We start from the raw sequence: 13,341 nt of genomic DNA, 5'->3' as shown, positions 1-13,341 counted from the left end.
CCCGCTATCCCAGCGCGATGATACGATCGACCAGCCGTTCCATGAAGCTGGTCATCGTCGAAAGCATGAAGGGAAACAGCAGCAGCAGCGACACGAAGACGACAACGATCTTCGGCACAAACGTCAGGGTCATTTCCTGGATCTGGGTCAGCGCCTGGAACAGCGAGATGATAAGACCGACAAGCAGCGAAATAAGCATCACGGGCCCGGCGACCTGCAACAGCACAATCACCGCTTCCCGAATGACTTCCAGCGTTTCGGTCTCGTTCATCTGGTCCTGATCCGCCCCTGCAACCTTGGCGACACCCTAAACACCGCGCCGCCCGGCAGTCAAATATCGCGGATAATCTTTACTTGAAGCAGGAAGCCGTTAGATCGGCATCCGCATGATTTCCTGGTAGGCGGCAACGACACGGTCGCGCACCGACACCACGGTCTGCAGGGCCAGTTCGGCATGGGTCACGGCAGTGACGACTTCCGTCAGATCCTTGGCCTGGCCAGCGACGGCGCGCATGGTCTGGGCTTCGGCGTTATGCTGCGCATCGACGGTGTTCTTAGCGACCTGCTCGACCAGGGTCGAGAAAGCCGGACCGGCAGACGGCTGAGTATCACCGGCCGGGATGATGGCACGGGCTGCACCACCATAGGCGGCGGCGACATTGGCCGGAGAAATCGGATTTGCCATGGTACCTGATCCTTGACCTTAAGCGGACGACCCCAACGGATCGGCCTTAGAAAACTGTTATCGTGCTGACGCAGCAGACCACCCGTCAGCTATTGCTGACGCAACAAACCAATCGTGCGACCCAGCATCGACTTGGTCACTTCGATCATGTTGAGGTTCGCTTCGTAAGCCCGCTGCGCTTCGCGCATATCGGCGACTTCGATGATCGAATTGACGTTCGGCCGCATCACATACCCTTCGGCATTGGCTGCCGGGTGGGTCGGATCGTACTTCAGCTGAAAGTCGCTGTTGTCGGTGTTGATCTTGTTGACCCGAACCATATCGGCGCCCATCTGGCGGTCCAGCTGGTTCTTGAAGGTCACGACCTTACGACGATAGGGCTCGCCGCCCGGGGTCTGCGAGGTCGAGTCGGAATTGGCGATATTCTCGGCGATCACTTTCAGGCGCTGGCCTTGAGCCCGCATGCCTGCGCCGGAAACCATCATTGTGTCTTTAAGGTCCATCGCTCTGTCCTAACCTTCAGCGTCCGCTATCAGCCCATACCGCGCGATGCTGCGGTTTTCAGCATGCCGATATATTTGTGATAGAGCTCGGTTGCCACCTGGTAATCGCTGCTGTTCTGCGTGGCTTTCATCATCTGCTCTTCGATCACCACACCGTTACCGTCGGTGGAGGTCTCGTAGGGCTTCTTGACCTTGTCGACCGCGAAGTTCGACCCGGCCCGCAGCGGCGGCAGATGACCCGACTGGGTCTGCGCCAGCGGCATGTTCGACTGGGCGGATCTCAGAGCCTGCAGGAAATTGGCATCGCGCAGATCGCGCGCCTGATATCCCGGCGTATCGGCATTGGCGATATTCTGAGTCAGCACCTTGTGGCGCTCGCCCAGATAATTCATCCTCTGATCAATCAGCGCAAACAGCGTCGGCTTGCTGCCAATCATCGCGGTAGCCCCTCAATCGTAAATCCCGTCCGAACCACTATTGCCGGACCATCGGATCACACCCTAGCACGCATCATGCCAGAGTCATCAGGACAAAAGAAGAGCCAACTTGAGAATATCGGCTTTTCCTAGTATGTTAGCGGCATAGCTTACGTCGTTGTTTTAAGTTTTGTCCCCTGCTTATGCGGCGCCTGCCGGTGGTAAAAGAAGGAAGAGCGACGCGATGAGCCAGGAAAAAAATGCCGGTCGGCAAACTCGGGTCCCCCACCCCCGCCACCCGCAGCCAAAGCTCAACAAACCGAACACCCCGATGGCGGTCGCCATCCACCATGATATCGGCGATATTCCAACCGTCGTGGCCTCCGGGACCGGCGCTGTTGCCGAGAAGATTTTGGAAATCGCCTTCGCCAATGGCATAAAGGTGCGCGAGGATGCGGACCTCGTACAGTTGCTATCGGCCATAGAAATTGATTGTCCAATCCCAATCAATTGCTTTGAAGCGGTCGCTGAAGTATTGAATTATCTATATCGGGCCAATGGCGATGTACCGCCTGCTCCCGACGAGCTGATGCCCGACGAGTTGAAAAGTGAGGATCTGAAGCGGTGACCCAGTCGACAGGGAAAGAGGCAGCGCTCGACGCGAATGCCCTCGCCGAGCGGTTAACCGCTGTAACCACGGCGATCGGCGATGCCATCACCGCACTCGAACGCGGAGAGGATATTGATCTCTCAGGCATCGATAGCGAGGTCGAGACCCTGTGTCTGGCCGCCGCCAAGGCGCCGCCCGCCGCCCGCAATAATATCGCCGATATGCTGGACCTCATGACCGAACGGCTGGAGATCCTGGCGCTGAAGTTGCGTGACAATCTGGGCGGCGGCGATGAAGCCGTTCAGGAAGAGGCCGCCCGCGTTCGGGCGCATGACGCCTACCGCACCAAACCGTAAATCAACGACCATCGCGAGTGACCATGACCGACCCGATGGCCTACGCCCAAGCAATCGCCGCCCTTGTAGGCGTTCTGATTCTGCTCTGGGTGCTTGCCCTTGTTCTCAAACGTTACGCCGGTAATGGCGCCCGCCGCTGGGGCCGCTCGAAGCGCCTAGGCCTTGTCGAGGTTCTGCCGATAGACAGTAAACGGCGCGTAGTGTTGATCCGGCGCGACGATCAGGAACATCTGCTGCTGATAGGCGGCGAGCATGACCTGCTGGTCAGCACCCATGATGCCCCGCCCGAGGCGCCGAGGCCCCGCAAGGCCGCTCGCAAGGGCGGAGACGACGATTTCGACGCCACCCTGGCCTCGCTTTCCGTCGATAAGGACAAGCGGGAGCCGACCCTATGATCAGCCGCAAGCGGCTTCTGATTGCCCTGGCCGCGTTTGCGGCTGTTGGCATTCCGACCGGTGTCGCCCTGGCCCAGAGCATGACGCTGGATCTTGGCGATGCCAGCGGCAGCGCCACCGGGCGCATGATCCAGACCCTGGCGCTGCTGACCGTTCTCAGCCTCGCGCCGTCGATCCTGGTCATGATCACGTCCTTCACCCGCATCGTGATTGTGCTGTCGCTGCTGCGCAACGCACTCGGCACCGCCCAGTCGCCGCCCAATGCGGTGATGGTCAGCCTTGCGATGTTCCTGACCCTCTTCATCATGCAGCCGACCTTCGAGCGCTCCTATAACGAAGGTGTGCGCCCGCTGATCGCCGAAGAAATCGATGAGGCGACCGCCGTCACCCGCGGGGTCGCGCCTTTCCATGCTTTCATGATCCGCCATGTCCGGGAAAAAGACCTGAAACTTTTCCTCGACATCTCGCGCGCCGGTCCGGTCGCGACACCCCAGGAAACGCCGCTGCGCGCCCTGGTCCCGGCCTTCATGATCTCCGAGCTGCGCCGCGCCTTCGAAATCGGTTTCCTGGTCTTCATCCCCTTCCTGATCATCGACATGGTCGTCGCTTCGGTGCTGATGTCGATGGGTATGATGATGTTGCCGCCGGTGCTGATCTCCCTACCCTTCAAGCTCATCTTCTTTGTGCTGGTCGATGGCTGGTATCTGATCGCGGGGGCATTGGTACAAAGCTTCGGCGAAGTCTAGCGGGCGCGGCCCGCAGCGCACCCCTAAGAAGGCGGCCTCGATGGGCCGCCTTTTTGTTTGTCTCTCCCGCCACCCTAAAGAATATCCGTCATCCCGCACTTGATGCGGGATCTCTTGTCGAGATCCTCGGCGCAGAACCCTCGCGGAGTTCGGCCACATAAGATCCCGCATCAAGTGCGGGATGACGAGGTCTTTGGGCCCCCCCCACAAGCCACAAAGAAAAAGGCGGCCCATCGAGGCCGCCTTTTAAGAATGCGCCGCGGGCCGGGCCCGCTAGTTGATCTGGCTGAGTTGGCCGGCGCGCAGTTTTTCGCGATAGTTGCCCATCGCCTGCTGGAACTCCGACAGTTCGGCAAAACGCAAGGTCAGCCCCATCATATCCATGCCGGTGGCGCCATTGTTGCCGCTGGTCAAAAGCTGGAAGGCCTCGTTGTTCGGACGGTCGGCCATCAGCGGGCCAAAACGATCACGCAACTGGCGCAGCTTTTCACTGTCACCCGACAGCGATGTCGCGATGGCGAGGTTCAGCAATACCCCTTCGCGACCGGCATCCATCGACTTATCGGTCGGCTCGCCGGTCAGGCGGGAGAGAACTTCGGCGGCCTGCGACCACTTCTGCCCACGCCCATAAAGCTGCGCCCGCATCAGTTCCGCCCGGCGGCTAGTATCGCCCTCCAGGACTGACAGACCACGGTCCACGTCATTCTGATCGAGCCAAGCCTGAGCACGCAGGGTGCGGCGTTCGCTCAATAGTTCAGCAGGGAGATTCGGCTCTTCGCTCTGATTGAGCGCAGCCGCCGCCTGGGCCGGTTGCCGGTCCAGCAGTCGAACCACGGCCAGACGCGCGCCAACGCGGGCTTTCTCGACACCCTTCAGGCGATTATTCATCTGATGCTCGAGAATATCGGCGGCACGATCCAGCAGGTCGACCTGCACCAGCCGATCAGCCAGCTTCTGGATCATCTGATCCCCGCGCGGTCCCGGCGGAGTTAGATCGCGATTGTCGTCGAACAGCGCCAGAGCGGTCAGTGGAGCAACCCGATTCGCCAGGTCCCCATCATAAAGGCTGGCAAAAGCGTCGGAAAGCTTGTTCCGCAGCGGCTCTGCCTCTGGCTTATTCGGGAAATAGGTCGTTGCATCGCGCCAGGCACGCAAGGCATTGGTCGGATCGGCCTCGTCGAGATAGAGCTGGCCCAGCTTCTCCAGCGCGCGGAATTCCAGATCGCCGCCCGGCCAGCCATAACGAACACGCTCCAGCCGATCAATGGCATCCTTCTTCGTGATGCTGCCATCGGCAAGCTGAAGATCGATCAGAACCGGCTCGGTATGCAGTTTGATACGGCGGTCGGCGCGGTTGACGATCGCTTCCAGGATCGGCATCGCGCTACGCTTATCGCCCGCTTCCAGATAGGCACGCGCCCGGATGAGGTCACCCTCGTTCCTCAGTTCCTGCGGAATATCGTTGGAGGTCATCATATCGATGAAGCCGCGCGCACGATTGAGATCGCCGCTCTTGAGCGCCGACTCGGCCGCCAGCAGCACCAGCTTGCCCCGTATATGGGCCGGATAAACGGCAGGAATACCGCCCGCCTGCCGGAACAGCTGATCCGCAGCCGTCCAATTGCCGATCTGCGCCGATGCAGCCGCACGCCACAGCAAGGCTTCCGATTCGCCGTTCAGCGCCGCATCAGAGAGATCGGTCAGCGCCCGCGTCCCATCCTCCCGCATCACACGCGCCGCGCCGCGCAGCGCTCGCAGGGCCGGATCTTCTGCCAACTGCGGGTTCAACATCATCAGGTCCAGCACGGCAATGGCATCGGGCTCATGGGCCCGAGCCAGGAAGAACTGGGCCAACAGATAACGCGCCGCCGTCTGATTTTCACCCTGCGCTTCCGCAGCGGCCCGCTCCAGCATTTGGCGGGTTTCGATGAAATCGACGTCTGGGCTGTTCCAACGGCCGAAATCATAAATCCGGCGCTGACCGGCAGCCCCCAGGCGCGACAGCATGAGCGAACCGCCCACCGACACCTGAGTCGAGGTCACACGGACATCGACACTATCGGCCTTGGCCTGCAGGGCGATGCCGTTGATCGTGCTGAGCAGGGCGAACTGGGCAAAATCGCGACCGCCATCGATCGCCCGGCCGCTTTGGGGCAGCGGCACCGCGATCAGCGTATCGCCGCTGTCGATATCCTTGAAACGTACGGGATAGCTAGCACCCGCAGCGCCGATCACCACTTCACCGCCGGTCGCGGCGTTCGTCGCGATCTGCAACGGCGCGTCTGGGCGGCGGTTTTGCCGATTGTTGAAATTGATGACCCAGTCGTTGCCGTCACGGAAGGTCTGCGGCAAAGCGTTAGGCTGAACCGGCACAACCAGCACCGAACCATGATCGCTGGCAACCTGCGTCGCGCCCTTTGCGGTGCGCTGCTGCAAGGCCGTCAGGTTAAAGGTCGCTGCCCGATCGAAGACCATATACATCTTGTCGCCGCGCACAAAAACCGCACCGGCGGTCGGCGCCGGAAAAGCGATGCGGGCGATCTGCGCACGCTGGCCCTGGGGCTGGCTCATCTCAACGGCGATCGCAACCGGCTCCTGCTTGGCGGGAGCGACAAGGACCGTGCCCGTCGTGGTCGGAACCGGTACAGCCACCTTAGGCAAGGGCGGCAAGGCGGCCCGCGGCAAGGCGGGGTCGGAGGCAGTCGCCGCCGTGGTGGGCGTCGCTGGGCCCGCACCCGGAACGGCTGCAGTCACCTGGGCAGTCCCGGCAGGACCATCCGGCGCACCCGTCACATCGACGACGATGCGGCTGGCATCAAGCTTGAACGTACGGATATTGCCGTTCGGAGGCAGAGACAGCGCCACATTGGTGACACCCCCGCCCGCTTTCGAATCGAAGGCCGGAATCGCCTTGGGCAGGCGCTTGCGAATATCGGCAAGATCGAAGGTCGCGGCACGGTTGAAGGCGAGCTGGACGATGCCGCCTTCGGCCTTGGTGTTCACATCGGTTTCGCCGTCGAATTCGAAGACGAAGCGCGTGAAGGTCGAATTATCACCGATCCGCAGCTTGGCTGGACGTGCGGGTGCAGCCGCATTCTGCGCCGTAACCTGAGGCGCCGATACCGGCGCCTGGGCAGCCGCCGCCGCAGGCTGCGGAACGGGCTGGGCCGACGGCTTAGCGTCGGATGGGGCCGCCGCTGCCGAATAGGTAACCGATGCGTCATCGACGAGATCGATCACCGCCGACTTAGCATTGGCAAAGCTCTTAAGCTTCACACCCTTGCGCAGGGCGTAGGAAATGGTGCGTTTGTCGTCCGAGAGACGACCATCCGCCAGATACTCATCCAGCGTCCGTACAACGGCGCCCACATTGCCTTCGAAAGTTTCCGGCAAGCTGATGACCAACCGATCACCTTCGATGCGAGCCGTAAAATTGGGCCGGGCGTCGAGATCGACGACCAAACGGGCATACCCCTTATGCGCTCCGCCGCGCACACCGTCGGCCAAAACCGGCAAGGCTAGGAAAAGGGCTAGGGCTGCCGACGAAACCCCGAGTAAAGCCGTCCGCCGTGGACTGGACATATCAGCCAAAGCTCGCCAGGATCGCATCAATTTCCGCCTGTCGTTTTGCCTCATCGGGCATTTGCGGACCGTGCAGGAGATCCTGATCGGTCGGCTTCTTATTGGGGTCGGAGGCTGGCGGAGCCTCGCTTTCAAGCTTGGAGTAGTCTTCGCCAAACGCGCTGAGGATCGAATCGAGACGTTCTTCGATCTGTTGCAGCGTCTTCACCACCTTGGTGATGCGTTGCCCGGTAATGTCCTGGAAGCCGCAGGCTTCGTAAACCCGGGTAACGATATCGCTGATGCGCTCCTGGGTGGTGCCACCCAGTTCGTCGCCCATTTTCTCAAGCTCTTCGGCCGCTTCAAGAATGGTCCCGGTCGCGGTTTCCGTGGCGCCGACAACAGCTTCCAGTTCGTCGGTCGCGGCCGGGATATCCTGCAGCTTGATGCGGTCCGGTCGCACACTGGCGATCTCGGCACGCGCCGTCTTGATGAAGGTCGCAAGCCCTTCGAGCTCGCGATACAAGGTCAGATCAGCCAGGGAGAGCTCTCCCCCCAGGCTCCCCATGACCTCTTCGACAGCCGCCCGCAAAGCGACCGTATCCGGCGATACCGGACGAGCGCGCAGCTCGTCCAGTATCGGCTTCAAACCGGAATCGGTTACCGAAGGCTTCTGCTTCATCACGACGGGTACGGCTCCTTCGCTCTGCCTATCGGCCGATTAGAAGTTACCGAAGACGGCGACCAGCTTGAGTTTCAGCGTCTCGGCATTGAACGGCTTCACGATATAATTCGTGACGCCCGCTTCCTTGGCGGCAATGACGTTTTCGGTTTTCGATTCCGCCGTCACCATCACGAAGGGGATGTGGGCCAGCTTGGCGTCGGCGCGCACTTCGCGCAGCAACTGCAGGCCGGTCATCGGCTCCATGTTCCAGTCCGAGATGACCAGGCCGTAGTTCTTATCGCGCAGACGCTGCAATGCCGTCGAACCATCGGTCGCTTCGTCGACATTGTCGAAACCGAGCTGCTTCAGGAGATTTCGGATAATCCGCAGCATCGTCTTATAATCGTCGACGATGAGGATCGGCATGTTCTTGTCCATGAACGCTCCAGGCTCTTTTTTTGGGTTCCCATCCGGGGCCGACCGAATACGACCAGCCCCGCACCAGACTCTTACTACGCGACCTTAGCGGCCAGTGCTAGCCAAACTCTTACGATCAGCCAACAAAGCCGTCACAGTCTTCGCCCGCTCCGGGACCATCGCGGCCAGGATCGGGGCAACTTTCGCTTCCTTCATACGCTCAATGACGCCGACAACCACGTCCATATCGAGCTTTTCAAGGATCTGCGCCGCCTCTTTCGGCTTCATCGCCTCATAGATGCGGACCAGGCTGCGCAGGCGGGCATCTTCTTCTTCGTTGCGGCGACCGATCAGGCGCAACAGCTCGGCCTTCACGCCTTCGAGCTCAGCAACCTTTTCCTCAAGGCGCTTTTCAGCCGCCAGCAGCAGCTGTTCACGCTGGGCCAGGGCCTTCTCGCGCGCATCGATCTGATCGCGGCGAGCCGACAGGGCCTGCAGCAGATCGATCTCGGACTGGGTGAAGCGGGTCGGATCGCGCGGCAGTTCTGCCGTCGGCGGCAAGGTCGGAGCCGTCGCCGCACCGTTGCCAGTCGCAGCAGGAGCCGCAGCCGAAGCACCATTCGTCGCTGGAGCTGCCGGCGGCATCAGACCGCGGTTCTGCGGCAACTGCTGAGCATCGGCATAATTGGTACCGATGCCGACGACTGGGCCGACATGTCGTGCACCGTCATAGACGTCCTGGACCTTGAAGACCAGCGCCGCAGCCACCCCAAAGAGAGTGACGGGAAGAAGCCTGATGGATCCGAGGCCGCGCATGACTGACATGGTTATCTTTCCTTACCAGGCTCTTTAGGCTAACGACGCGCCCGCAGGGCCTGCAGCAATTCACGTTCAGCACGCGAGCGGGGCGCAGCGCCACCGGCAGGGACTTCAGCAGCCGGAGCGGCAGGCGCAGGCGGAGCGACCGGAACCGGCTCGCTACCCATCGGGGCCTGGCGGACACCAGCGGTACGTTCACGCAGACGATCCGAAGCACGCGGCGCAGCCGCCGGAACCTGAGCGGCAGGCGCAGCCGGGGCCGCCATCTGCATCGGGTTGCTTGGGGCTGCCGTCCGGGCCGTGCGTACACCGCCTTCGAGACGATCAGCCAGGCTGCCACCACGATCCATCAGATACGACAGATCGTCACGCAGGTTCTGGCTACGCTCCAGATACTGCTGCAACCGGGTTGCTTCATCCGTTGCCGACCGAAGCGAGCGAACGCCCAGTTCAGCGCGGGTGCAGCTTTCATTGAAGGCCTGGATCAGGGCTTCGAGTTCGCCGCGATGCTCGCGGATGACATTGAGTCGGCGGTTCAGGCGCACACAGTAGAACAGCGTTGCAACCAGCAGGACCGCAACGACCACATCGAGGATCAGCCCAATCTGCGGCATACCCCTACTCCTTCTGCATGCGGCTATCGATCTTAACCGCAATATTGTCGTTCTTACGGCCCATCTTGCCGCGGAACATCGGAACCACACCGCATCGCAGAGTAACCAGCGATTCCGGGGTCGAGATGAAGATCAGCTGGGTGCCGATTTCCCATTCGAGGACATCACGCAGCACACCTGCCGTCTCATCGAGAACAGCTTCGATCGACACGTCGGTGAACCACAGCTCATTCGCCAAGTGGTTTTCCCAGATCGAGTCACGACCGAATTTTTCACCCATGAACATCTGCAGCAGGATCTCGCGAACCGGCTCCAGGGTGGCATAGGGCAGCAGCAGCTCCAGGCGACCGCCGCGGTCATCCATATCGATGCGCAGGCGGGCCAGAACGGCAGCGTTCGCCGGACGGGCGATCGCAGCAAAGCGCGGGTTCGTCTCCAGGCGATCAAAACGGAAGGTCACGGGCGACAGCGGATCGAAGGCAGCCGAGAGATCGCCCAGGACCACATGGACCATGCGCTCGACAAGCGTGCGTTCGATGGTCGTGTAAGGACGGCCTTCGATGCGCATCGCGGCCGTACCGCGGCGACCGCCCAGCAGCACATCGACGATCGAGTAGATCAGCGAGCTATCGACAACCAGCAGACCATAGTTGTCCCACTCCTCCGCCTTGAAGACGGACAGCATCGCCGGCAGCGGAATGGAGTTAAGATAGTCGCCAAAACGGATGGAGGTGATGTTGTCGAGGCTGACTTCGACGTTATCGGACGTGAAGTTACGCAGCGAGGTCGACATCATGCGGACGAGGCGGTCGAACACCACCTCGAGCATCGGCAGACGTTCGTAGGAGACCAGCGCCGAATTGACGATTGCCGCGATACCCGAGGTATCGCCGCCGCCCGACGACCCATCGTCGAAACCGAGAAGGCTGTCGATTTCGTCCTGGTTCAAGACGCGCGCAGTGGCTCCGTCGGCGCTACCGCCGAAACCGTCGCCGCCATCGCCATCGGCCATCGCCGCCCATTCGGCGGAAAGCTGATCGTCGTCTTGATCGTTGGGACCGCTCATCGCGCTCTCCTCACCTCGAACCCGCCCGACCCCAAATGGTCAGGCGCTAGCATCTTAACGTCATGCAATTACCCGGCCACCCGTCAGATAATCCGGGTGGCCGATAATATTACTGCACCACGATCTCAGTGAACAGCACGTCCCGAACCACGGTGGGACGCACGGCCGCATTGACGCGGGCCAGCAATTCTTCACGTAAGCGGAACATGCCCGCCGCGCCCTGCAACTGGTCCGGGCGAAGCTCACGCAAGTAAACCTGGAAGGTATCCAGGACGCGCGGCATCACTTTTTCAATCGCGGCGCGATCGGGACCACTACCCAGCTCAAGATTTACCTTGAGGCGCAAGAAAGCCGGACGCGGACCATCGCTGCGGAGATTGACCAGCAGATCCGGCAGCGTATACCAGACCACATCAGCCGGACGATCCCGCGAGGGCGCTGCCGGGGCCGAAGTCGTCTGACCACCCACACCCATCATCTTGGGAAGAATGCCGGTAAACCAAAGGGCCGCCGCCGCGCCGCCGATTAGGATCAACGGCAACAGAACGAAGATCAGCAGCTTCTTGCCACTGAGCCTGCGCCGCGACGCCATTGGCGCCAAATCGTCTCCGTCCATCTCTGCTGCCATCATTTCCACTCCGCAGTAGCGGGCCTTTCAAATCAGAAAACCAAAGACCATAAGGTCGACCAACAAGGGGTTGTTACGCAAGAACTTTTACTGCGACCCATCCCCCGGGCGATCTTGGCTGCCCACTCGGCACAAACTGCCCGGTAAAGATTGCTTATCACAGTGATATCATCTTCGTCACCTACTTTTAGTTTGTGCGACAAAACGATGAAAAAACAGAGAATTTGACCTTGGCACGCGAACTGCTATGGTGAGGCCGAACAGATTTGTCCTGAGGACCGTCATGGAAAACACTCTCCCGATTGCCGTCTCGCGCATGACCTCGCTTCGTAACTCGATGAATACGACGGCAAATAATCTCGCGAATGCCAACACCACTGGCTTTCGCGGAGAGAAGACTCTTTTCCAGGAATACTTGAGCCAGACCGGAACGCCCGGTAATCGCGAGAGCCTGTCGATGGTGCAGGACATCGCCACCTACCGGGATTTCAGCGAAGGTTCGATGACCTCGACCGGCAACCCGATGGATCTGGCGTTGCGTGGCGACGGCTTCCTGGTGGTCGGCCATCCGGCTCAGGATCTCTATACCCGTGCGGGCGCCCTTCATCTTGATAACGAACGTCGCCTCGTGACGTCCGAGGGGTATCCCCTCCTCGGCCAGAACAATCAGGCGATCCAGATCCCGGAAGATGCCGGTGAAGTGATGATCGACGCCAAGGGTGTCGTCTCGGTCCGCGAGAACAATCAGACGAACGAAATCGGCCGTCTGCAGCTGGTGCGTTTTGGCGATAATCAACAGCTTCGCCCGGCCGGTGGATCCATGTTCGCAACCGACCAGACCCCGCTTCAGACTGAAGAGGCACAAGTTGTGCAAGGGTTCATTGAAGGGTCGAACGTCAAGCCGGTGATGGAAGTCACCCAGATGATCGAAGTGATGCGCGACTACGCTTCTGTCGCGAAGATTATGGAAGTTGAAGACCAGCGGATGCGCGATGCCGCGAACAAGCTGGTTCGGAACGTCTAAGGGCCTAACGGCCAACGGGTTTCAGGCGAAGGATACGACGAATGCGTTCACTGAATATCGGCGCGACGGGCATGCTGGCCCAGCAGCTCAATGTCGAAGTCATCTCGAACAATATTGCGAACCTGAACACCACGGGCTTCAAGCGCCATCGTGCCGAGTTCCAGGATCTGCTCTATCAGAACGAGCGTCGCGTCGGCACGGCTTCGTCGGATGCCGGTACCACGGTTCCTTCGGGCGTGCAGGTCGGCCTCGGTGTTCGCACCGCCGCCGTCTACCGCATGCACGAACAGGGGAATATCTTGCCGACCAGCAACGCGCTCGACGTCGCGGTGCAGGGCAAGGGCTTCTTCCAGATCGATATGCCGAACGGCGACATCGCCTATACCCGCGCCGGTTCCTTCCAGCTGAATGAAAACGGCGAAGTCGTCACCGCCGACGGCTATCTGCTGCGTGGTCCGGGCCAGGTTCCGCAGAATGCCCAGTCGGTTACGATCAATGCCTCGGGTGAAGTTCTCGTGAAGGTGCCGGGCCAGGCGCAGGCGCAGAACATCGGCCAGATCAACCTCGCCTCCTTCGTCAATGAAGCCGGCCTCCAGGCCCTGGGTCAGAACCTGCTGATGGAAACCGAAGCATCGGGCCAGCCGCAGGAAGGCATTCCAGGTCAAGAACAGATGGGGACGCTGCTGCAGGGTTTCCTTGAAACCTCCAACGTCAACATCGTGTCGGAAATCACCAATCTGATCACCGCGCAGCGCGCTTATGAAATGAACAGCCGCGTCATCGAGACGTCGGACCAGATGATGGGCACGCTGTCGAACCTGCGTTAAGGATCGCTTG

General features: G+C 60.6%; 17 protein-coding genes. 6 read left to right on the top strand and 11 right to left on the bottom strand.

Annotated features, from left to right (window positions below):
* Window positions 1-4: 4 nt before the first annotated feature.
* The 4 genes from fliQ to flgB form a co-directional block, all read right to left on the bottom strand.
* Window positions 5-271: a flagellar biosynthesis protein FliQ gene (gene fliQ, locus ACFSM5_RS05675; protein WP_379875320.1), complete on the bottom strand. Its 267-nt coding sequence runs from the start codon at window positions 269-271 to the stop codon at window positions 5-7.
* Window positions 272-370: 99 nt separating this feature from the next.
* On the bottom strand, window positions 371-685 hold the full coding sequence (fliE, locus tag ACFSM5_RS05670; protein WP_379875319.1) for a flagellar hook-basal body complex protein FliE: 315 nt from the start codon (window positions 683-685) through the stop codon (window positions 371-373).
* An 89-nt stretch (window positions 686-774) separates the two neighbouring features.
* On the bottom strand, window positions 775-1,188 hold the full coding sequence (flgC, locus tag ACFSM5_RS05665) for a flagellar basal body rod protein FlgC (RefSeq protein WP_379875318.1): 414 nt from the start codon (window positions 1,186-1,188) through the stop codon (window positions 775-777).
* Between the two features lie 29 nt (window positions 1,189-1,217).
* A complete protein-coding gene (gene flgB, locus ACFSM5_RS05660) occupies window positions 1,218-1,625 on the bottom strand; it encodes a flagellar basal body rod protein FlgB (RefSeq protein WP_379875317.1) in 408 nt (135 codons plus the stop codon).
* Window positions 1,626-1,848: 223 nt separating this feature from the next.
* On the opposite strand from flgB, the gene ACFSM5_RS05655 reads away from it, so the two are divergent.
* The 4 genes from ACFSM5_RS05655 to fliP are packed head-to-tail and all read left to right on the top strand — an operon-like array spanning window position 1,849 to window position 3,711.
* Window positions 1,849-2,232 (top strand): EscU/YscU/HrcU family type III secretion system export apparatus switch protein, encoded by a 384-nt coding sequence (locus ACFSM5_RS05655; RefSeq protein WP_379875315.1) that lies wholly within the window; start codon window positions 1,849-1,851, stop codon window positions 2,230-2,232.
* Entirely contained in the window at window positions 2,229-2,570 is a 342-nt protein-coding gene (locus tag ACFSM5_RS05650; protein WP_379875314.1) for a hypothetical protein, read from the top strand. The genes ACFSM5_RS05655 and ACFSM5_RS05650 overlap by 4 nt, the downstream gene beginning before the upstream one ends.
* A 23-nt stretch (window positions 2,571-2,593) precedes the next feature.
* Window positions 2,594-2,965, top strand: a complete 372-nt coding sequence (locus tag ACFSM5_RS05645; protein WP_379875313.1) for a FliO/MopB family protein — start codon at window positions 2,594-2,596, stop codon at window positions 2,963-2,965.
* Window positions 2,962-3,711: a flagellar type III secretion system pore protein FliP gene (gene fliP / locus ACFSM5_RS05640; RefSeq protein WP_379875311.1), complete on the top strand. Its 750-nt coding sequence runs from the start codon at window positions 2,962-2,964 to the stop codon at window positions 3,709-3,711. The genes ACFSM5_RS05645 and fliP overlap by 4 nt, the downstream gene beginning before the upstream one ends.
* Before the next feature lie 273 nt (window positions 3,712-3,984).
* Here fliP and ACFSM5_RS05635 read toward each other — a convergent pair whose 3' ends face one another.
* The 7 genes from ACFSM5_RS05635 to ACFSM5_RS05605 form a co-directional block, all read right to left on the bottom strand.
* Window positions 3,985-7,293, bottom strand: a complete 3,309-nt coding sequence (locus ACFSM5_RS05635) for a tetratricopeptide repeat protein (RefSeq protein ID WP_379875310.1) — start codon at window positions 7,291-7,293, stop codon at window positions 3,985-3,987.
* 1 nt (window position 7,294) lies between these two features.
* Entirely contained in the window at window positions 7,295-7,954 is a 660-nt protein-coding gene (locus tag ACFSM5_RS05630) for a protein phosphatase CheZ (RefSeq protein WP_379875309.1), read from the bottom strand.
* Window positions 7,955-7,993: 39 nt separating this feature from the next.
* A complete protein-coding gene (locus ACFSM5_RS05625; RefSeq protein WP_379875308.1) occupies window positions 7,994-8,374 on the bottom strand; it encodes a response regulator in 381 nt (126 codons plus the stop codon).
* A gap of 84 nt (window positions 8,375-8,458) precedes the next feature.
* Complete coding sequence (locus ACFSM5_RS05620) at window positions 8,459-9,178, bottom strand: MotE family protein (RefSeq protein ID WP_379875307.1); 720 nt, start codon at window positions 9,176-9,178, stop codon at window positions 8,459-8,461.
* A gap of 29 nt (window positions 9,179-9,207) precedes the next feature.
* Window positions 9,208-9,786 carry a DUF6468 domain-containing protein gene (locus tag ACFSM5_RS05615; RefSeq protein WP_379875306.1) on the bottom strand — a complete coding sequence of 193 codons (579 nt, stop codon included), beginning with the start codon at window positions 9,784-9,786 and terminating at the stop codon, window positions 9,208-9,210.
* Window positions 9,787-9,790: 4 nt separating this feature from the next.
* The gene (gene fliM, locus ACFSM5_RS05610) at window positions 9,791-10,852 is read right to left on the bottom strand and encodes a flagellar motor switch protein FliM (protein WP_379875305.1); all 1,062 of its coding nucleotides are present in this window, start codon (window positions 10,850-10,852) and stop codon (window positions 9,791-9,793) included.
* Window positions 10,853-10,961: 109 nt separating this feature from the next.
* Window positions 10,962-11,480, bottom strand: a complete 519-nt coding sequence (locus tag ACFSM5_RS05605) for a flagellar basal body-associated FliL family protein (protein ID WP_379875304.1) — start codon at window positions 11,478-11,480, stop codon at window positions 10,962-10,964.
* A 283-nt stretch (window positions 11,481-11,763) separates the two neighbouring features.
* Between ACFSM5_RS05605 and flgF the strand changes: the two genes are divergently transcribed.
* Both flgF and flgG read left to right on the top strand, forming a co-directional pair.
* Window positions 11,764-12,504: a flagellar basal-body rod protein FlgF gene (flgF, locus tag ACFSM5_RS05600; RefSeq protein WP_379875303.1), complete on the top strand. Its 741-nt coding sequence runs from the start codon at window positions 11,764-11,766 to the stop codon at window positions 12,502-12,504.
* A gap of 41 nt (window positions 12,505-12,545) precedes the next feature.
* A complete protein-coding gene (gene flgG / locus ACFSM5_RS05595; protein WP_379875302.1) occupies window positions 12,546-13,331 on the top strand; it encodes a flagellar basal-body rod protein FlgG in 786 nt (261 codons plus the stop codon).
* Window positions 13,332-13,341 lie beyond the last annotated feature (10 nt).

It is taken from the genome of Lacibacterium aquatile (assembly GCF_042683105.1).
Classification (GTDB): Bacteria; Pseudomonadota; Alphaproteobacteria; order Elsterales; family Elsteraceae; genus Lacibacterium; species Lacibacterium aquatile.
Note: the sequence above shows the minus strand (reverse complement) of the source record. Positions and strands in the feature narration are given on the sequence as shown.